Source organism: Streptomyces spiralis, from assembly GCF_014654675.1.
GTDB lineage: Bacteria > Actinomycetota > Actinomycetes > Streptomycetales > Streptomycetaceae > Streptomyces > Streptomyces spiralis.
In genome coordinates, this window is record NZ_BNBC01000129.1 from 1405 (window position 1) to 1791 (window position 387).

1 rRNA gene (only partly in view) is annotated in these 387 nt (G+C 56.6%); it reads right to left on the reverse strand.

Annotated elements, in window-relative coordinates:
- A 16S ribosomal RNA gene (locus IE318_RS46980) occupies positions 1-192 on the reverse strand (it extends 1389 nt beyond the left edge of the window).
- Between the last annotated feature and the right edge of the window lie 195 nt (positions 193-387).

Genomic DNA, 387 nt, shown 5'->3' on the forward strand with positions numbered 1-387 from the left:
GACCATGCGGTCAGTGGTTGTATCCGGTATTAGACCCCGTTTCCAGGGCTTGTCCCAGAGTGCAGGGCAGATTGCCCACGTGTTACTCACCCGTTCGCCACTAATCCCCACCGAAGTGGTTCATCGTTCGACTTGCATGTGTTAAGCACGCCGCCAGCGTTCGTCCTGAGCCAGGATCAAACTCTCCGTGAATGCTTTCCCCGTGATCGGGGCGAACACCACGAGAGCGGAACCAAGGAGAGGAATAGTCCCCTCGGTTCACAGCGTCCTCGCTGTGTTATTTCAAAGGAACCTCGCCCCAGCCATGACCGGCCGGAGACGGGGTATCAACATATCTGGCGTTGACTTTTGGCACGCTGTTGAGTTCTCAAGGAACGGACGCTTCCT